The sequence below is a fragment of the Pseudoflavonifractor sp. genome (assembly GCF_050943825.1).
In the GTDB taxonomy this organism is placed as follows: domain Bacteria; phylum Bacillota; class Clostridia; order Oscillospirales; family Oscillospiraceae; genus Pseudoflavonifractor.
In genome coordinates this window covers 1-20326 of sequence record NZ_JBMNPX010000020.1, presented here as the reverse complement: position 1 = coordinate 20326, position 20326 = coordinate 1, and the positions used below count along the sequence as shown (strand labels likewise).

The 20326-nt window shown below is 59.8% G+C and carries 9 protein-coding genes; 7 read left to right on the top strand and 2 right to left on the bottom strand.

The features are described 5' to 3' along the window. From ACOX7T_RS12835 to ACOX7T_RS12825, 3 genes are read left to right on the top strand one after another with little or no spacing between them, the layout of a single operon-like run. Window positions 1-7125: an immunoglobulin-like domain-containing protein gene (locus tag ACOX7T_RS12835; RefSeq protein WP_433443392.1), complete on the top strand. Its 7125-nt coding sequence runs from the start codon at window positions 1-3 to the stop codon at window positions 7123-7125. Between the two features lie 22 nt (window positions 7126-7147). Continuing rightward, window positions 7148-13678: an S-layer homology domain-containing protein gene (locus ACOX7T_RS12830; protein ID WP_433443390.1), complete on the top strand. Its 6531-nt coding sequence runs from the start codon at window positions 7148-7150 to the stop codon at window positions 13676-13678. Between the two features lie 47 nt (window positions 13679-13725). Continuing rightward, a complete protein-coding gene (locus tag ACOX7T_RS12825) occupies window positions 13726-13935 on the top strand; it encodes a hypothetical protein (RefSeq protein WP_087346783.1) in 210 nt (69 codons plus the stop codon). Between the two features lie 154 nt (window positions 13936-14089). Here the strand turns inward: ACOX7T_RS12825 and ACOX7T_RS12820 are convergent, their stop codons facing one another. Further along, entirely contained in the window at window positions 14090-14269 is a 180-nt protein-coding gene (locus ACOX7T_RS12820) for a hypothetical protein (protein ID WP_087346780.1), read from the bottom strand. A gap of 258 nt (window positions 14270-14527) precedes the next feature. Between ACOX7T_RS12820 and ACOX7T_RS12815 the strand changes: the two genes are divergently transcribed. The 4 genes from ACOX7T_RS12815 to ACOX7T_RS12800 all read left to right on the top strand — a co-directional run bounded on the left by ACOX7T_RS12815 (window position 14528) and on the right by ACOX7T_RS12800 (window position 18423). Continuing rightward, on the top strand, window positions 14528-16297 hold the full coding sequence (locus tag ACOX7T_RS12815; protein ID WP_433443386.1) for a recombinase family protein: 1770 nt from the start codon (window positions 14528-14530) through the stop codon (window positions 16295-16297). Continuing rightward, window positions 16266-16610, top strand: a complete 345-nt coding sequence (locus tag ACOX7T_RS12810; protein WP_433443384.1) for a sigma factor-like helix-turn-helix DNA-binding protein — start codon at window positions 16266-16268, stop codon at window positions 16608-16610. Before ACOX7T_RS12815 ends, ACOX7T_RS12810 begins: the two co-directional genes overlap by 32 nt. A gap of 417 nt (window positions 16611-17027) precedes the next feature. Next, on the top strand, window positions 17028-17633 hold the full coding sequence (locus ACOX7T_RS12805; protein ID WP_433443381.1) for a helix-turn-helix domain-containing protein: 606 nt from the start codon (window positions 17028-17030) through the stop codon (window positions 17631-17633). Further along, entirely contained in the window at window positions 17614-18423 is an 810-nt protein-coding gene (locus ACOX7T_RS12800; RefSeq protein WP_433443378.1) for a hypothetical protein, read from the top strand. The genes ACOX7T_RS12805 and ACOX7T_RS12800 overlap by 20 nt, the downstream gene beginning before the upstream one ends. A 149-nt stretch (window positions 18424-18572) precedes the next feature. On the opposite strand, the gene hcp is transcribed toward ACOX7T_RS12800, so the two are convergent. Next, window positions 18573-20282 (bottom strand): hydroxylamine reductase, encoded by a 1710-nt coding sequence (gene hcp, locus ACOX7T_RS12795; protein WP_433443461.1) that lies wholly within the window; start codon window positions 20280-20282, stop codon window positions 18573-18575. Window positions 20283-20326: the final 44 nt, after the last annotated feature.

The following is a 20326-nucleotide window of genomic DNA, read 5'->3' as shown; positions in this document are numbered from 1 at the left end:
ATGAAAGGAAGAAAGCGCGGGCTCAGCCTGATTCTGACCCTGAGCCTGATTCTGTCCCTGGTGGGCCCCCTGCCCGCCCGGGCGGCGGACCCGGTCGGTGGCTACCACCCCGACGTGGTGGGCGCTTACCTGCTGCCCACCCAGGCGGCCAACGACAGCAGCTTTGTCCGCACCGAGGTGCTGACGGCGGACGGCCTGCATGTGGACGGCAAATTTACCGAATGGACGACTGAGCAGAACGCCGTCAGCGTCAGCGGCGGGAACCGGAATGTTCTGGACCCCGCCAGCACCTATATGCACAGCGAGAACCGCAAGTGGTGGACCACCTACCAGTGGGAGGACATGGGGGACGTCCTGAAGGAGCTGCTCCCCACCATGCAGATTTCCGCCACCATCAGCGCCTCGCTGACGGCGGACCGGCATATGCACTTCGGCACGCACAAGGACCTGACCGACCGGGCCCAGGCCTATCTGTACGCCGGCTACAACACCTCCCCCATTTTGAAGATTATCAACAGCTCGGATGACCCGGACGGGGTGGCCCGCACCTACACCAGCAGCGGCGTGCTCACCTCCGGGGGCACCAATCTCCGCTTCCGCATGGGCGCCACCGACTGCGCCTGCGGCAGCTCCAAGGTGAGCAAGGTCTACATCTACCTCACCGACACGGCAGCGCCCACCCTCACCGGGATCTACCTCAGCGATGGGACGGGCGAGAAAATAAGCCGCACCGCCTACAAGGGCGGGGAGACCCTCTACCTCACCCTGGAGATGAGCGAGCCCATCCGTTTTGCCGACGGCGTGGCCCACAATGATCTGAAGCTGAACCTGGATCTCATCAGCACCTCCACCGGCCAGAGCGCTTCGTCCATCGAGGCCGGTTTCTATGCCCTCACCGGCAGCAAGCTGATCTTCTCCTACACCGTACCCAGCGGGCAGAACATGGACTACACCGTGGTCAGCGTTGAACCCGGCAAGCAGAGCTGGATGACCAACAGCTATGACCTGAAGCTGCTGGACGAGAACGGCAGCCCCATGGACAATGGCAGCTTCACCGTCAACAGCCTGGTCACCGACCTGGCGGGCAACCCCCTCAGCTGGGCCAGCGGCCGGGAACTGGACAGCCGCCTGTACCTGGACGACGTGGCCCCCGGCTATACCCGGCTTAACGCCCAGGGCAACATGACCCAGGGCTACAAGGTTGGTACCGATGGGAATTGGCCCAGCGACATCACCCCCTCCGCCACCTGGGCCGGCGTGGGGGACTACCTGGCCTTCACCCTCACCTTGAATGAAGAGGTGGGGCTGTGGACGGGGGACAGCTACGCCCAGCTCACCAAGAACAGCGGCGTCACCGCCGTCCTCAACGTGAAGGACGGCGATGGAGACTCCGTTGAGGTGGGCCTCAGCAGCGTATCCTACGCCATGGACAACGTCAACGACGTGCGCAACAGCACCATCCTGACCTTCCAGTCCTTCCGGCCCGCCGCCGGGATGACCCTGGAGGACGACGCTATCAGCATCGTCTCCCTGGAGGTGCTGGGCGGGGGCCAGCTGGGCGACCCGGCGGGCAATATGCTGTCCCGCTCCTCCGAAATCCCCACCCCGGCGGAGAAGCTGGGGCTGGACGTGACGCCGCCTGGGGTGACCATATTGGATGGGCAAGTCAATGTAAAAAACGTAGAACCCAGCGGCAACGGCCGGTACGTCACCATTCCCTTCACTGTGACGGATGCGGTCGGCTCCGGCGTGGCTCTGGGGCAGGAGGTCGCCCTGGGCATCGACATTGCCACCGCTTTCACGGTGCGCTACTGCATTACCAATAATGCCGCCGCGCCGGATAAGGATAACAGCGCCTACCGGCTGCTGAGCTATCAGCAGCCCACCTACCCCCTGCCCGCTTCCACCAACGATACCTATTATCTGCATATCTGCTGCAGCAATCTGAGCTGGGACACCGACCCCGCCACCGGCAAGATGCCCCTGTCCGTGTCCATCACCTGCCAAGACTATGCGGGTAATACAGCTTCCGATACCGTGGATTATGACATTCCTTTCGATCAGACCGGCCCGGAGATCAGCCTGCCCACAACCTTCACCGTCTCCGGCAAGGGGGAGATCTCCGTCCCCTTCTCGGTGAGCGACAGCACCCACCTGGCAAGCGTGACGGTGCAGTGGAATGAAGCCCAAGCGTCTGAACTGCTCGACTCGGGCAATGCCTCCGCCAGCTTCTCCGGCACCGCCACCTATACCACCACGGATACGAGCGGCAGCGCCACCCTGACGGTCACCGCTGAGGATAAGGCCGGAAATTTCAATACCAAGACGCAGGAATATACTTACAACCTGACCACCGTCAACCGCTATACCCTGGGCGGCGACCCCGCGGTGGCCACGGGAAGCCCGTCCCTGACCCTGTCGGCCCCCGGCAACCAGGGCGGCGGCGGCGCGGAAGGAAACGAGCTGGTGACGGTGGCCGTGCTGGGCGACGGCGCGGGGCACTATAACCTCTATACCGTGGCGGGCAGCGAGAGCGGGAAAAATATATTCAGCGCCACGCCCGACGCCGTTGTGACCGGTATTACTGTAACCGACAAGTCCGTTACCCTCAGCGGCTACGTGGCCGACGGCAGCGGCTGGGCCACCTCCAGCGCCTACGGCGACCTGCCGGTCACCATCTTCACCCTGCGGGAGAGCGACTGGGAGACCGCTATTGCCGCCGCTGACGCTGACGGTACGGTCAACGTCGCCTCCCTGAGCGAGGTGGAGTCCTTCCATATGAAGGTGCTGACCGGCTCCAGCTATACCGTCACCATCGGCACGCCCCAGGACAGCAACGGCAAGGATGTTACCGCCGCTTTGGTAAACCAACTATCCTCCCAGATGGTGCAGACTCTCACCGGCCTGCGGGTACCCATCACCCTGACCACCGAGCAGGATGACGCCTATGCCCTGCAGGACATCAACTACGATGCCTCCTACATTGAGCTCATGGGCCCGGACAAATTCAATGATCCCACCATTGAGGTGCCGGGCAGCAAGCAGTTCTTCCAAAAGCCGGAGAACGGCGCGGAAATCGTCTACCCCATCTCCGTGCCCCTGTACAACACCTCGGGCAAGTATCAGGTGAAGGTGTCCCTGACCTATCTGGACGGCACCACCAAGGAGTTTACAGGCCCCGAGCTCTATATGTACGACCTGACCAGCGATGAATTTGGCCCCACCAAACTGAATCAAAACAACAGCGCGAGCAGGGCATTCCGGACGGTGGAACTGAGCGAAGACGCCACCCAGATCTCCCTGGGGTTCACCGGTTCGAGCAATGCCACACTGTACTTTGACTCTTTTGTCGCGCCCACGACCAAGATGAACCTCTATAACACCGGACCGGTGTCCCTCGATATCTGGAACGAGAGCTTAGGCGAAAATGCCGTCCATGTTAAGAACTACCCAGCCCTTTTGAACTACACCCCGTTGACCCTCCAGATGTACAGCGAGGGGGCGTCCTCCGCAACCACGCTCTACCTGATGGAGGGGGAAAACATCGTCCGGTACCGGGCCCTTCTGCCCAACGGGAACTACACCGCCGCCAAGACCCTGATCATCACGGTGCATAACGCCGACCCCACCTTTGAAGTGGAGTTCACCCCCAACGGGGCGGGCGGCCTGCGGATGCAGCTCACAGACCTGAGCGAGGACGCGAAGGAGGCCCTGGCCCTCAACGGCCGCACCCTGCGCCTGGCGGCTACCAAGTCGAATATGGAGACATCCACCAACCTCATCACCGTTACCCTGGACAGCAACCTGGGCCTGGACCTGACCCGGGCGGAGCTGGCGGAAAATTGGAAAGACAGCCCCCTGCTCCGGCTGATGGACGAGTACGGCAACTTTACCACAGTGACGGTCCACCCGAGATACTACATAGACATCCTGCCGCCTCGGGTCACCCTCTACCAAGGCAGCAATGTAACGGTGAGCGAAGGCACTTTCTGCCTGACAGCGGTAGTTTCGGACTATGACAGCAGCAACGACTGCTCCGAGGGGCTGGATCTGAGCAGCTTCGCCCTCACCTTCGAATACACCGGCGGCACCACCGTCACCACGCCCCTGCCTAATATCATCCCAAACGGCACCTGGACCGGCAGCGGCGCGGGCTATGCCGGCATCTACAAGGTGGAAGACACCACCACCTATAATGACACGGAAGACGGCAAGACACGTGGTGTAGACCTGCTCATCTACGGCCAGTACCCCTATGGCACCACCAGCGACACGGTGAAGATCACCCTGTCCTGCCAGGACAATCTGGGCAATGCGTGCGTAGATAAGGATCAATACAACCATGCCTACTATACGATTTCTTCGGGTGTCGCCTATGACGCGACGGAGCCCACCGTCACCGCCAGCGGCGGCGGTGGCCAGGTGACCCTCACCTCCGACCTGCCCATCCGGGTGCTGGACCCGGTGCCCACCGATACCGCCGGCACCGTTGCCACCACCCACACCCTGCCGGTGTACACCAACAGCGCCACCATCCAGTATGAGGATGTGTTTGGCAACCTGTACACCAAGGACATCACCGCCTCCCCCTTCGGGGAGAACCTGACGGTGGCCCTGTCGGAGACCGCTGCTACCCGTGGACCGGTGACCCTCACCGCCACCGTCACCGGGGAAGCTGCCATCACCGCCGTCACCTCGGAAAACAACGGCAATGGCACTATCTCTGGCTCCACCGCCACCCTAGTGCTGGCCTCTAACGACACGGTGACCATCACCATGGGGGAGGAGACCTACACCGTGGAGGTCACCAACATCGACAACGCCGTGGAGCCCGTCACCGTGGCCTTCTACGGCCCCGACGGCCAGCTGCTGAACGCCGGCAGCGGCGCGGAAAGCGTCACCGGCCCGGTGACCGCCGCCCTGCAATGTGCGGAGCTGCTGGTGGGGGAGACCAGCCATGTGTTCCCAATCGGCTCCGCCTTGGGCGAGAGCTACTCCTTTGCCGTGGCGGACCAGGTGGGCAACACCACAACCGTCACCGCCACCCTGCCCTGGGCCGTGGTGAGTGAAACCGGCGAAACCACGCCTCCGGCAGACACCACGGCGCCGGAGTATACCGTCAGCCTCTATATCCAGAGCAGCGGCGGCTGGAGCCAGATCAACAGCTATGACTCCCAGATCGCAACCGGCGACCTGTCCCTCGCCGGACTGGCCAGCACCCTGTCCACGCAGTCGGGCCAGGCCGTCCGGCTGGCATTCTCCATCCGGGACGACTCCCCGGTGAACCTGATCGTCAAGAGCAGCAGCGAAACAACCCCCGGCTATGACACGGCCAGCGATCCCATTTCCGGCCTGACGGTCACCGGCTCCACCCTCACCTGGGAGGGCACGAGCGGCAATCCCGTCTATGTCTACCTGGTGGACGCCTCCGGCAACGCCGCCGCCGCTTTGACCCTCACCTTCCCCGCCGTGGACAAGACGCCCCCCACCGCCACCGTGGCATATGTGAGCGGCAATGGGGAGCACAACCTGGCCCTGCCGCCCGTCCGGGCCTATCTGGTGCCCAGCGAAGCGGATGCCAGCGATTTCACCGTGCTGGACACCAACCTGCTGAAGAAGGACGAAACCGCCGGTGGTCACCAGGGCCAGTACTACTATGAGTTCCAGACCAACGGCAGCTACATCTTCCGCTTCTCCGACGCGGCGGGCAACATCGGCACCGCCACGGCCACGGTAAACAGCATCGACACCACGGAACTGGAAGTCTCCGATAATAGCATCCAGTGGCTGAGCCGGGGCCAGACGTACAGCAACGCGGGTTGGACAACTGCCCAGAACGACCTCCACACCAACGTGGCCGTCACCGCCATCATCAACACCAACATCGCCCTGGGCAGCGTGACGCTGCCCTCGGACGCCACCGGCGTCACCGCCGCCGTGGCGGCCAACCAGGCCCGGATCACCTTCTCCGCCAATGCCGGGGCGCTGACCCTGACGCTGAATGCCCGGAACGGAAAGACAACTGAGGTCACCCTGGATGCCGTCACCTGCATCGACACCGCGGTCCCCACTGTCACAGTCAGCGGGACCGGCGTGACCCCCGGCGGCAGCAACACCTACACCGTAAACGGCAGCGACAAGCGGAGCGTGGAGCTGACCTTCACCACCAATGAGGCCACCGCGGCGGACAGGGACAGCAGCTTCAGCCAGACCCACACCTATACGGCCGCCAGGAACGGGGAGGTCAGCCTGACCTTCACCGACCAGGCGGGCAACGTGACCCAGGTCACCCTGAACATCCAAGATCTGGACGACAAGCTGGCCCTGTCCTTCTCCAAAAATGCAGACGGCGCCGGCGCCGTCACCGACCCGGCGGACCTGGGGCTGACAGCCGGAGACACCTTCTATGTAAAGTCCACCCGGGATGCCGACATCACCCTGGGGAACGCTTCCCCTGTAAAGGTGACAAAGGGTAGCTGGATAGCCTTCACCCTCCCCAGCGATCCGGGCCTCGTGATCCTGAAGGCGGTGGACGGTGACGGAAACACCCTGTACGCCTATCTCACCGTGGCGCTGCCCGACACCATTCCTCCGGTGATCTCCCTGCCCAGCCAGATCGTCTATGCCCAGGCGGGCATCACCCAGGCGGAAGGGCTGGTGCTGCTCCGGGAGGGTGTCACCGTCACCGACAACCGGGACAGCAGCCTCAGCTTCACTGTGGACACCACCGGCGTGACCTTGATCACCCCCGGCACCTACACCGTCACCTACACCGCCACGGACGCTTCCGGCAACAGCAGTACCGCCACCCGCACCCTGGTGCTCACCCGGGAGGCGCCCATCACGCTGACCGTCAACGGCCAGACCGTCTACCAGGGCAGCACCCTCACCCTCGGCAAGGGAACGGCCAGCCTGACTCTCCAGGGCGTCGACACCCCGGTATACCTGGCGCTGAAACCGGGCTACAAGACCGTCGCCCAGATGAAGCTGAACGCCCAGGTGCTGCTCAACGGCAGCTACACCGGGCCCGTGACGGCCAATCTCACGACCACCGGCTTCTATACCCTCTACCTCCGCACCCAGGACCGGACGGAGTACGTCTACTACCTCTACGTCAAGGGCTGAGCGGCCGGAAAGGAGCATGAACATGAAAAAGCGAACCCTATCCCGCCTCCTGGCCTGGGTGCTGGCCCTGTGCCTGATCACGGGACTGCTGCCCATCTCCGTCCTGGCGGCGGAGCTGCAGAACGTGGACACCCTGTCCAACGAGAACCTGCAGGTGCTGGTGGATAAACGCAGCGGCGGTTTCTCCATCCGCACCCTGGAGGGGGACGCCATCCGGAAGGACGACAACAACAAGAACCTCCTCTTCCCCCTGGGAGAGGACGACACCTCCTTCGCCTCCCTCCGGGTCACCCGGAACGGAGTGACCAAGGACTATGTGTTCGGCGGCAAGTACGAGGGCTCCTCTGACGTGGCGGTGACCGCCACGTCGGAGGAGATCCGGGCGGTGTGGTCGGTGGACGGCATCACCGTCACCCAGACCATCCGCCTGGCCAATCCCGGCTCCAATGAGCACGGCATGGCCTACCTGAGCTACACCGCCCAGAACAGCGGCGAACCGGCCCGGGTGGAGCTGCGGCTGCTGATGGACACCGCCCTGGGCACCCAGGATTACGGCGTCTACGAGGTGGCCCAGTCCGGCGGCGGCTACCTGACGGTGGAGCGCGAGCAGAGCATTTCCAGCTACCAGAACAGCTTCTTCGCCTACGACGACCCCCAGAATCCCAGCGTGTTCGCCTACTTCCTCAACGGCTCCGTGGGCGACACGGCCAGCACGCCGGCGAAGGTGACCTTTGCCCACTGGAACAACCTGGCGGCCACCGTCTTTGACTACGACCCCGACACAAGCCTCTATTTCACCACCCCCTACAACCGGGACTACCTGACTGCCGACAGCGCCTTCGCCCTGTACTATGACCTGGGCACGGTGGCTGAGGGGGGCAGCGCCGCCGCCGCAGGCTACTACGGCGTGTTCTCCAACGCCGACGTGCCGGAGACCGCCGGGGCCACCCTGAACTTCACCAATGTGCCCCAGGCTCTGGAGATGGACGACACCGGGAAAGCCTATGAAAACGGCGGCGACTTTACCGTCACCGCCTCCATGACCAACATCTCCGGCCAGAGCCTGGACAACGTGCGGGTGGTGGTCTATCCCGGGGAGGATATTACCCCCTATAACCAGAGCGGCATCCTTCAGACGAACGTCAGCTATCTGGACCCCTACTATGTCGACCTGACCAATCTGCAGGCCGATGGGTCCCAGAGCATGGAGTTCAAATTCCACGCTGTGCCTGGCGAGGAGGCCACCTACCGGAAACTGACCTTCCAGGCCTACAAGCTGGAGGGCACCTCCACCGTCCTCCAGGCCCAGAACCTGCTGTGCGCCGAGACGGTGTGGATCCTCTGCCCGGGCACCAACGGCAGCGTGCCGCAGATCGGCTTCACCAGTGCCTCCCCTGACCTGATCTACACCACCGGCAACCGCAGCCTATACCTCACCGGTACCAATTTCAGTATGCTGGAGAGCCAGCAAAAAAGCGGTGATTTTACCCTCCGTCTCTCCCGCACCGATGGGGCACAGATTAACAGAGAGAGCAGCATTGCAATCGATAGCAGCGCCTTTATCATCAATGAGGAGGACAACACCGCCCAGGTGGTGCTGACCCAGGAGCTGGCCGTGGGGGAGTACCAGCTGACCATTGACTACACCGATGAGAGTACCCCGGATATCACCGCCCCTGCCCTGCGCTTCCAGGTCACCGACGACCCGGAGTACCGCAACGACGGCTACGGCGTGGTGACGGTAGAAGCCGACGGCAATAATACCTACTCTGTCAAAACTTACGAAACGGAAGAAAAATACGAAGACTCCGGCAAGGAGCTGGGCGACGACACCGTCCTGCTGGAGTTCCGGGGTGCCTTCTCTGAAAAAGAGGAAAGCGGCGGCGCCAAAGTTTACACCGCCGTGTCCCTGGGGAAAGAGGACAACGTCATCACCCTCAACAACTGCCTGGACATCCGGGACGGCCAGGTGACCATCACCGACGAGAACGGGACCATCGAGGTGGACTTTGACGCCTCCCTCACCGTCTCCGGGGTGGGCACCTCGGTGTGGACCGGCCGGTGCTGCCTCACCGCCATCAAAGACGGGGAGGAGTATTCCCTCACCACCTATGAGGCCAGCGGCGACCGGGACGAGGACGGCAACATCACCCTCCTGTGGCCCAGCGTGGGCCAGGCCGCCCAGAGCCTGCTGGGCCTGCTCTTCGAGTTCAAGTACGGCGAGCTGGGCTATATGGAGGACATAGGCGGCGTCATCGGCTTCGGCGGCGGCCTGGACCTGTCCTTCCTGGTGCCCGCGGCCAAGCAGTCCGCCCCGGAGGCCTCCGCCCTGGACCAGGCCAAGCAGGACCTGATCGAAAGAGGGGCGGACACGCCGGACAACCTGCGTGCCCTGGAGGAGCAGATCCCCCACGACGCCGACACCGTGAACACCAACGCGCCCCCCTTTGAGACCTCCACCGACATGGGAGACGGCGCCGAAGCCGGGGACGGCGACAGCCGCTCGGCCACCATCCAGGTGGACGACATCCTCTTCGGCGGCGGCAGATACCTGGGCGTCAACTTCTCCGTGGCCCTGGGCCTGCCCAGCTACTTTGACGGTATGCCCGGTATCGAGGGCGTGCTCACCGTCAAGACCGTAGGCGACTGGGCGGTGGATGTGTCCGGTGCGGCCTCCTTCGCCACCTTTGCCATGGAGGCGGAGCTGGCCATCCAGAGCAAGGACGGCATCCCCTACCCGGACACCCTCCACTTCTTCGTGGGCGGCTTCGTCCCCGGCATCAACCTGGACGGCTTCGGCGTGCTGTGGCTCCAGGGCGCCGGCGGCGGCATCAACAACCTGTACGACACCATCTTCCTCACCGAGTCCATCCCGCCCCTCCAGCTCGTTCTGGAGGCACAGTTCTCCGTCCTCCAGATCATCTCCGCCCGGGCCACGCTGGCCCTGAGCCTCCAGGGCATCAGCGCGGAGCTGAGCAACGGCACCCTGGCCAACGCCGTGGCCGTGCTGGACAGCGCCAGCCTGGAGTTTGACTGGTACCCCGAGTTCTTCTTCCTGGCCTCGGTGGATATGAACATTGCCGGCATACTTCAGGGCGGCGGCTATCTGGTCCTGGAGGAGGGCGGCCCCTATGAGTTCTTCATCCGGGCCTCCCTGAGCCTGCCCGGCACCCTGCCCCTCATCGGCGGCCTCACCCTGGTCGATGTGGGCATGGGCGCCAACGCCGAGAAGATCTGGGGCGCCGCCGAGGCCCTGGGGCTGAAGGTAGGCATCACCTACTACTGGGGCGGCGGCGTCAGCTGGAACGGAGAGGAGGCCACCCCCAGGTATCCGGACCTGATGACCTTCCGGGCCGTTCCGCTGTACACCTCCCCCAACACCGGCAGGACCCTGTATGCCGCTGTGGGCAACAATGTATCGGTGGCCGCTCAGGCCCAGATGGTGTCCAGTCTGGACGGTCCCATACTCTTTGCCAACGGCGACACCCTGCTGAGCGAGGTCACCAGCCTGAACCACCGGCTGACCCTAGGGGGCAGCACTTCCGACGGCGCGCTGACCTTCACCTGGAAGAGTGCCAGCGAGGCGGCCGCCATTGAGGAAGGGAAGGCCGTAACGATCTCCGGCTACACATTGAACTGGCTTGATCCGGAAAAAGATGCCAATGCGCCGGAGAATCTGAACGCCAACGCCCATGTGTACTATGACGAAGCGAGCGGGCAGGCCTACATGACGGTGACCTTCCCGGCGGGAACCACGGGCACCTACACCATCACTACGGCCCGGCCCGCCGACCTGACCCTGTACCGTCTGGCCCCCCTGCCGGAGCTGACTGGTGTCACTGTCAGCGCAAACGAAGCCACCGTCACCGGCACTGACCTGAACAAATTCTCCGAGATCACCCTGCTGGCGGCGGACGAGGAGAATCCCGACAACTCCCGCATGGTGGGCCATGTGACCAGCGACAACGGTGCCTTTGGCAGCGGCAGCGTCACCGTCCCCATGGACACCACCGCCCTGCCCTCCGGGAACTATACTCTGCGGGCCATCGCCGTGGATGGGGATGCGACTGTGACCTCCACTGCGGAAACCAGCTGGACGTATAACAATCCCAACCAGCCCAACAAGCCTGCGGTGGATGACGTGCAGTCCGCCGGGGACTACAAGGTGTCCTTCACCGCCGCCAGCGCGGATGCTGAGGGCTACCGGGTGAACTTCTATGACGGCGAAAATCTGGTTTCCGGCGTCAGCGGCCTGATGCTGGAAAAGAGCGCCGGCAATACCTACACCGCCGGCGGCCAGGCCACCGTGCCGGAATATGAGACCACAAAAGATGAGGAAGGAAAGCCGCTTGGCCTGGAACTGAACGAGGACGGCAACCCCATCGTCACCGGCGAGACCACCGTGGGTCTGGAGGCGGGCAAGACCTACACCATGGGCGTGTCCGCCTACAAGGAAGTAAATGGCGTCACCCTCTACTCGGAGGAGGCCACCGCTTCCGTTACCATCCCCACCCCTACCCCGCCCACGTTTATCTGGTCCGCCAGCGCCCGGCCCACAGAGGTGGAAACCGAGGTGACAACCTCTGAGAATACAACAGTAACCTTCTCCACGTCCACTTACCAGACCAATACCCTCACCGTTACCCTGACGGAAACAGAGGGCCAGGCCGTCTCCGGCGCCTGGTCCCTGGACGGTGGCGAGGAGCAGGCGGTTGAAAGCCAGAGCACCATCCAGATGGCCCTGAACAACCTCACCGAAGGCTCCCACACCATCACCTTCCAGGGCACCAACAGCCAGGGGGACGCCTTCCTGTACACCAGGAGCTTCTCGGTGGACACCACGCCCCCGGCCCTGCTGATCTCCAGCCCCCTCAATGGCTCCTTCTTCTCCGCCAGCACCGTGGTGTCCGGCCGGAGCGAAGGCACCCTCGCCATTTCGGTGGACGGCGGCACGGCGGAGACTGTGACGATTGGAACGGACGGCTCCTTCTCCTATACAGCCAATCTGTCTGACAGCGTCGCCAGCCACACCCTCACCCTCACCGCCACCGACACAGCGGGGAATACGACTGCCCGCACCATCCAGGTGGTCAACCCGGCCCTGGGGCAGATGGAGAGTATCGCCATCTACGCCAACGGCCAGGACATCACAGAGGAAACCTTCCAGCCCACCAGCACCACCACCCTGTCGGTACGGGCGGTACTGGAAGGCGGAGAAACCCTGTCCCTGGACGGCAGCCGCCTGGTGGAGTGGGAGGCCGCCCCGGCTACCGGCACCCTCCAGGTGGACGATAACGGCCAGCTGACCCTGACCGCCGGCTCCACTGGCCTGGTGTACGCCCGGCTGCGGAGCGCCGACACCGGCTCCCATTCGGCCTACGCCCTGGTCAGCGGGGAATATCTTACACCCACCGTCACCTGCACAGCCGGTACCGGCGGCACCCTTTCCGTGACCGCCACCCTCAACGGCAGCGACGCCGTGGAGAGCAGCGCCGACGGCGTCTATACCATCAAGCAGGGCGCCACGGTGACCATTACGCCCACGGCTGACACCGGCTATACGCTGAGCGCGCTGCAGGTGGACGGCACGACGGTTTCCCTGACCGACGGCAGCTACACCATCAGCGATCTGCGGAGCGCCATCCAGGTGTCCGCGATCTTCCAGCCGGTCACCGAGGAGCCTGACGAGCCTGACGATCCCGGCACCTCCGGCAATTCCGGCACCTCCGGCGGCGGCTCCACACCCACCTACGCGGTGACCATCCCAAGTAATACGGCCAACGGCAGCGTGTCCGTCAGCCCCAAAAACGCCGCGCAGGGTACCCTTGTTACCATTACGGTCAGTCCCGATGACGGCTATGTCCTGGACCAGCTGACGGTTACCAACACCGCCGGCGAGGTCGTTCCCCTGAGCCAGAAGGGCGAGAACCAGTATACCTTCACCATGCCCTCCGGCAAGGTTTCCGTTGCCGCCACCTTCGTACAGGCATCTGACGTCACTGGCTTGCCCTTCATCGACGTGAAGGAGAGCGACTGGTTCTACGAGGCGGTACAATTTGCCTTCGAAAGCGGCATGATGAACGGCACCGGCGGCAGCAGCTTCCAGCCCAACGCCATGCTGAGCCGGAGCATGATCGCTACCATTCTGTGGCGGTTGGAGGGATCTCCCGACGGAAATCCCGTCCGGTTTACCGATGTTTCCGACGGCCAGTGGTACACCGAAGGGGTGAACTGGGCCGCGGCCAACGACCTGGTAAACGGCTACGGCAACAGCACTTTCGGGCCAAAGGATGACATTACCCGGGAGCAGATGGCGGCGATCCTGTATCGCTACGCCCAGTTCAAGGGATATGACTGCACCGTTCAGGGCAATCTGTCCCGTTTTGCCGATGGCGGTCAGACCTCCGATTGGGCCAGGGACGCCGTGGTGTGGGCTGTGGACAAGGGCCTGCTCACCGGCAAGGGCGGCGGTCTGCTGGATCCCAAGGGCACCGCTACCCGTGTTGAAGTGGCGACTATCCTCATGCGCTTCGTTGAGAACATCTCCCAGTAATTTGAAACAAGCAAGACATGCGGGACGCTCCTTTTGGAGCGTCCCGCATGTCTGTCAGAAACCCGGTTTGTACATCAGATATGAGCCGGGTTTCTGATATTATGGTGCCAAAAGCGCCCTGTAACGGGCGGGATGTGGATATCGCTGGAATCGTCTGCTCCACGTTCAACCCTGACCCGCTGAGACAACGCATCATCTATACAATGAACATGAATAAGACCATGCAGCACCTGTGGGACTTTATCAAGCCGGAATAACCGAAGTGGATTGCTCCGATTTTTGGCTCCAATAAAAGGGGCTGCTCTACCAACGATATGCCCGCTTGGTTTACCAACACCCCCTGCTACATCGCCCAGCACTCACAAATCAGCAACTGTGTGTCTGATAGCGCTTCTTTGATTTCAAGCAACTTTATTTTGCCAACTCCAGGAATGCCTCTCGGTATGTTTCCAAAATCCGGGCGGCGGCCAAATCAATTTTTTCATCATCGGTCAGTTCATGCTTTCTAACTTGAAACTCTTGAGAAAGGGAAGGGCCGCTCTCCAACTGCTGGTCATTGTGCGGTATGGGATGGACTTCTTCCAACATCATGTTTCCCTCGCTTTCCGCCTAAACTGATCTGCTTTTATTTTGACAGATAATTGCTCGAAGCACAAGGGAATCCTATCACGGTGAAAACACCAGAAAAGGATGTGCCGCAAAACGATTGTTTTTGCAGCGCATCCTTCTTTTTTGGATAACGGCATAGACTGCACCGCCGAAAAATTATTTTATGTATTTACCAAGCGGGGACGATATGATATACTAATCTAACAAACATATCATATTACATTACAGGACGGTGATAGTATGGTCGCTGCCAATCCAATCGTCATCTACTCCCGAAAATCCAAGTTCACCGGTAAAGGGGAGAGCATCGAAAACCAGATTGAAATGTGCAGACAATATATCCGGCTGCAGTTCGGAGACGATGCCGCAGAGCAGGCACTGATATATGAGGATGAGGGGTTCTCCGGCGGTACGCTGGAGCGTCCCCAATTCAAAAAAATGATGGCCGATGCAAAAGAAAAGAACTTCCGGGCCATCGTTGTTTACCGCCTGGACCGGATCAGCCGCAACATCGGCGATTTTGCCAAGTTGATCGAGCAGCTGAATAGAATGAAGATCGATTTCATCTCCATCAAGGAGCAGTTTGACACTTCCTCCCCTATGGGGCGGGCCATGATGTATATTTCCTCGGTTTTTTCCCAGCTGGAACGGGAAACCATTGCCGAGCGCATCCGCGACAATATGCATGAGCTGTCCAAAACAGGGCGCTGGCTGGGCGGTAACACCCCCACCGGCTATGAGTCGGAGAGTGTCTCCCATGTGACCATCGACGGCAAGACCAAGAGGGCCTGCAAGCTGAAGATTCTCCCGGAGGAGATCGGCATCGTCAAGTTGATCTACGACAAGTTTCTGGAAACCGGCTCGCTGACAAAGACGGAGACATATCTGCTTCAGAATGGCTATACAACAAAAAACGGCAAACAGTTTACCCGCTTTGCCGTCAAGGGGATTTTGTCCAATCCGGTTTATCTGATTGCCGATGAATTTGCTTATGACTACCTGACGAAAAGTCATGTCGACCTCTTTGCTGAGCAAAGCGACTTTGATGGTGTCCACGGCATCATGGCCTATAACCGCACCTTACAGCAGCCGGGTAGAGCCCACCAGATCAAGCCAATGGAGGAGTGGATCGTGTCGGTGGGCAAGCACCAGGGCGTCATCGAGGGGAAGGCATGGGTCAAGGTACAGACGATTTTGGAGCGGAACAAATCCAAAAGCTACCGCAAGCCCCGCAGCAATGTGGCCTTGCTCTCCGGCCTGCTTGTCTGCGGCAACTGCGGCGAGTATATGCGCCCCAAACTGTCCAAGCGCCGGAATACAAAGGGCGAGTTTATTTATACCTACCTCTGCTCCATGAAGGAGCGCAGTCGGGGCCATGTCTGCAACATGAAAAACTGCAACGGCAACATGTTAGATGCCGATATTATAGAGCAGCTGAAGCATTTAAGCGAAGACGGCTCCGATTTTATCCGTCAACTGGAGCAGAGCAAGCGGGCGCTGCTGGGCAACCGGCAAAGCTATGATGCGGAGATCTCCAACTTGGAGTCCGAGATCGCCGCAAACGAGGAGGAGATCAAGGGCCTTGTCTCTGCCCTGGGAAAGTCCTCTGGTACCTCTGCTGAAAGTTATATTATGCAGCAGATTGATGAACTGCACGCGAAAGGGGAGGGCTTGAAGCGGCATTTGGCGGAGCTGAAAGAACTGACCTCCAGCCATGCCTTGGCGGACATTGAGTTTGACCTGTTAGCGCAGATGCTGTCCACATTCAAGGACACCGTTGACAAAATGACGGTGGAGCAGAAGCGGGCAGCCATCCGTACCTTTGTCAAGGAAATCATTTGGGATGGGAGGGACGCCCATGTGGTGCTGTTCGGCTCGGAGTATGAATATGAGTTTCCCAAAATTCCAGCAGGATTGGGGAAGCGAGTCGCGGACGGTCAAACAGAGGAAAACCTTGGAGAAGCAGCAGAAGAGGGCCTTGCGGAGCCGTCAGGAGAGGATAGCAAATGAAATTCTGATGCACTTCCGCAGCCGGAAAAAGCTCCAGGGGGAGGTATCCCTGTCGGACACGCTGGAGGCAGACGGGGACGGCAGCTCCCTCTCCCTGATGGACGTCATCAGCGTGGACGACGATATGCTGGACAATCTGGATGCCCGGGAGTCCTGTATCCGGGTGCGGCAGTGCGTAAAGGATTGCCTGAACGAGCGGGAGGCCATGATCATCAGCCTGCGCTACGGCCTGGGCGGACAAAACCCGCTGACCCAGCGTGAAATCGCCGCCCAGTGCGGCATCTCCCGGTCCTATGTATCCCGCCGGAACTAATGTAAGTGACGCTGAAACCCTTGTCCCGCAATGGATTGCGGGCTGTAAAAATATTGAAAATGGACAGGATTCCGCCGTAGCTAATGTAAGCGACAGGATAGACAAAAAACATGCTGCCATTTATCAACTTTGCCGCATGAAAAAGTGCGGCCTGAGAAGCTTTATACTTCCGGAAAAACAGCTTAGGCTCTGTCCCTCAAAAGTGGGAGACAGAGCCTAAGCTGTTTGTGCAAGTGGTGCCGGGATTGAAAGAAATAACAGAAACAGCGGGGGAACACCACGATTACTGTAATTAAGAATATTGGCAAAGCGATAAACGGCTATTCGTTGCGAATCGCAAAGGTAGTTGACAATCTCAATATTTTTGTTACAATGGAATTAAATTAAAATAATTACATATAATTTAGAAAGGAGGTAATGAACGTGGATTACCGCAAATTATGCCTGGAACTGTTTGGAACGGACGATGTGGATGAACTCACAAAAATTGCGCAGATATATAGAGAAAAGAATCCTCGCAAGGCAGGAAGGAAGAAAAAGTTCACTACGGAGGATGTGCAAACGATCCGCAGCTTGCTTGAAAACGGAATGACCATGCAGGAAGTAGCGAAGCGTTTCAATACCTCCCGACAGGTAATTGGGAAATATCTGAATGAAAAACCGGCGGAAGGCTATACCTTACGCATGACTTATATGTATCAGCAGCATCCCTGCACGATCATTGATGTGGATTTTCTCAATCAAAGAATCATGGTTCAGAATAAAACAAAGGACATGCTCCATCGTGCATTTGGCGTCGTTGAGCATCCCACCTGGGATGATTTCGAGACGTTTTTGAAGGAACGCTGTTTTCCCGCAACGCGCGGCAATGCGAAGGAGATATTGAAGCAGCTTCAGCTTACATCCTATGATCCATTGCAGATCGTAGAAAAAACGCGGGGACGAATGGCTGAGGATGATATGTGGCTGAAATTCCACTATTACCCGATGGAGAGAGCAGCGTATGGACAAAATCAATCTTGATTCCATTGAGCAGGAACCGATTCAAGGGCATACTTCAAAAGGTGACCAGCCAAAATGGCAGCTGGATGGCAAGTGGTACAAAGCTGACCATATGGGCTATGAGGCATTGGCTGAGGTTGTGGTATCGCAGTTGCTGAAGCGATCCAACGTACCCGACTTTGTGGAGTATACGCCCATATGGGTGCAGTATCAGGGGAAAGATATTCCCGGCTGTGTAAGCAAAAGCTTTCGCGCCAAGAACGAGATGCTGGTACCTTTTGAGCGGCTGCACCGCGCCTATAAGGGCACAGGTCTGGCGGCAGCACTTGGCGGGATAGAGGAACCGCAGGAACGGATTCGATATACGGTAGATTTTATTGAACAGACAACCAGCCTGACTGGTGTGGGGAAGTATCTGACCTTGCTGGTGGAGTTGGACTCCTTTTTCTTGAATGAGGACCGCCATACAAATAATCTGGCGGTGATCCGCAATGAAAAGACAAAGGAATTTCGGCTCTGTCCGATTTTTGACCATGGATTGGCTTTGCTGTCGGATTTGAATGACTATCCTGTGGATAGAGATGTTTATGATTGTATCAGCCGTGTTCGCGCCAAACCCTTTGATATGGACTTTGATGTACAGGTCGAGGCCGCCGAAGCATTGTATGGAGCACAATTGAAATTTTCCTTTGCCAGACATGATATCCCTTCCATTTTAGAGACTGTCGGGGAATTGTATTCCAGCGCGGTGATCACAAGAGTGGGACAGATCCTGTATGAGCAGATGCGAAAATATCCGGTATACTTTTAAAAAACTCCAAGAAATAATAGTCGTTTGCCGTAGAATGGTGTCCCGCTGGAACTGATATAAGTGAAAACTGGCCCCCTTGTCCTACAAGGGGGCCAGTTTTTAGAAAATTATCTGTTTTGACCTATGAAAAAGCGCGGTCCGAACAGCTCTTATGCCTCCGGGAAGAACAGCTTCAGGTCGTCCTCCACGGTGCCGATTCCGGCGATGCCGAAGTTCTCCACCAGCACCTTGGCCACGTTGGGGCTGAGGAAGGCGGGGAGAGTGGGGCCCAGGTGGATGTTCTTGACGCCCAGGTACAGCAGGGCCAGCAGAACAATAACGGCCTTCTGCTCGTACCAGGCGATATTGTAGACAATGGGCAGGTCGTTGATGTCGCTGAGGCCAAAGACCTCCTTCAGCTTCAGGGCGATGACCGCCAGGGAGTAGGAGTCGTTGCACTGGCCGGCGTCCAGCACGCGGGGGATGCCGCCGATGTCGCCCAGGTTCAGCTTGTTGTACTTGTACTTGGCGCATCCGGCGGTGAGAATCACGGTGTCCTTGGGCAGGGCCTTGGCAAACTCGGTGTAATAGTCCCGGCTCTTGGCCCGGCCGTCACAGCCTGCCATAACCACAAACTTCTTGATGGCGCCGCTCTTGACGGCCTCCACCACCTGATCGGCCAGGGCGAGCACCTGAGCATGGGCGAAGCCGCCCACAATCTCGCCGTTCTCAAGCTCGGTGGGGGGCGCGCACTTCTTTGCGTGCTCAATAAGAGCAGTGAAGTCCTTCTTCTCGCCGATGCCTCCGGGGACGTGCTTGCAGCCGGGGTAACCCGCCGCGCCGGTGGTGTACATACGGTCCTTGTAGCTGTCCTTCGGGGGGACGATGCAGTTGGTGGTCATGAGGATGGGGCCGTTGAAGGACTCAAACTCCTCCTTCTGCTTCCACCAGGCGTTGCCGTAGTTGCCCACGAAGTTGGGATACTTCTTGAAGGAGGGGTAGTAGTGGGCGGGAAGCATCTCGGAGTGGGTGTACACGTCCACGCCGGTGCCCTGGGTCTGCTCAAGCAGCATCTCCAGATCACGCAGGTCGTGGCCGGAGACCAGGATGCCGGGGTTCTTGCCCACGCCCAGCTTGACCTTCGTGATCTCAGGATTGCCATAGGCGGTGGTGTTGGCCTTATCCAGCAGTGCCATGCCGGAAACGCCGAACTTACCGGTCTCCAGGGTCAGGGCTACCAGCTCGTCTACTGTCAGGCTGTCGTCCAGCGTGGCGGCCAGGGCCCGCTGGAGGAAGGCATCCACCTCGACGTCCTCCTGCAGCAGGGCGTTGGCGTGCTTGGAGTAGGCGGACAGGCCCTTGAGACCGTAGGTGATCAGCTCCCGCAGGGAGCGGATGTCCTCGTCCTTGGTGGACAGGACACCCACCTGGGCGGCCTTGGCCTCAAAGGCGGACTCGTCCGCCGTCCAGACCGCGGCCTGGGGCAGCGCGTCCCTGTGCTCCACCTGGGACAGTAGCTTTTCCTTGGTGTCCAGAGTGGCGTGGATGCGTGCCACAATGGATTCCTTTTCAAAATAGACCTCGATGCCTTTTTCCTTGAGCTGGCGAATGGTGGTCAGGCTATCGACGGTGTTACGGGCAAATCGGCTGACCGATTTGGTAACAATCAGGTCAATCTTTCCGTCCAGAGCGTCGGCGACCATGCGCTTGAAGCCTTCACGGTGCTTGGTGCTGGTGCCTGTTATACCCTCGTCGGTGTAGACTTCGACAAACTCCCAATCGTCACGGCCTTTGATATAGTTGGTGTAATAATCAACCTGCGCAGCGTAGCTGGTGAACTGGTCGTCGTGGTCGGTGGAAACACGGGCGTATCCGGCCACACGGCGCTTTTTCTGCTGGTTGATTGGCGTTGCTGTAAATCTGG